Source organism: Treponema sp. R80B11-R83G3 (assembly GCF_054786115.1).
In genome coordinates, this window is record NZ_BDHF01000351.1 from 1 (window position 1) to 753 (window position 753).

General features: G+C 28.7%; 1 protein-coding gene. It reads left to right on the plus strand.

The window, feature by feature from the left end; genetic code table 11:
- On the plus strand, nt 1-753 hold a 753-nt coding region (locus tag ACYVRH_RS13790; RefSeq protein WP_461257460.1), incomplete at both ends, for a hypothetical protein.

Genomic DNA, 753 nt, shown 5'->3' on the forward strand with positions numbered 1-753 from the left:
ATTCTATATATGCTACTGTCTTTAATTAATTCGAGCGATCCAGTTCAATGGGAGCATACAAGAATCATTATTATCTCGCTAATAATTTGGGCTATATGGCTTGCGCTTTTTATCATAGAAAAAATAAAAGGAGCGAAAATTGCCAAAAGGAAAACGCTATTATTTTTAAAATTGTTATTTGCAATTATCATATCATTCTATTTTGCCAATACAATTTGGTTTTCAGGTTATCTGACATTAAACCCGATAAATGCGATTTTAAACGGCGCTCTTCATAAAGATACGGCTTTTCTTTCAATGATTGCCGAAAGCATCAAAAATTACGGTTATCCAAGCGTATTATTAAACAATGCCAGTTTTTACCATTATCATTTTGGCAGCAATTCAATGATTGCAATATTATCAATCATATTAAATATTTCTGTCTTTAATGCCTATAATTATCTCTATCCTGTCATTTTTATACCTATATATTCTTATTTAATTATTTCCGTTATTATTGAAATACGCAAATATAAAAAAGAAAATACGCAATTATCCGTAATAGATTATGTTCTTTTGTCATTCTTTTTTATTGGATTCATCCCTACCGCCATTTTGGATCAAATCGGGATATGGAAATCATCTTGGATAATAAGTGAATCATATTTATTGGCGTTGATTTTTTTTCTGTTATATATAATCATAATTCTAAAAAATCTTGGCGTTAATCGCCGACATAATATTTCCTTTCTTTTTCTTACTTCTTTATTT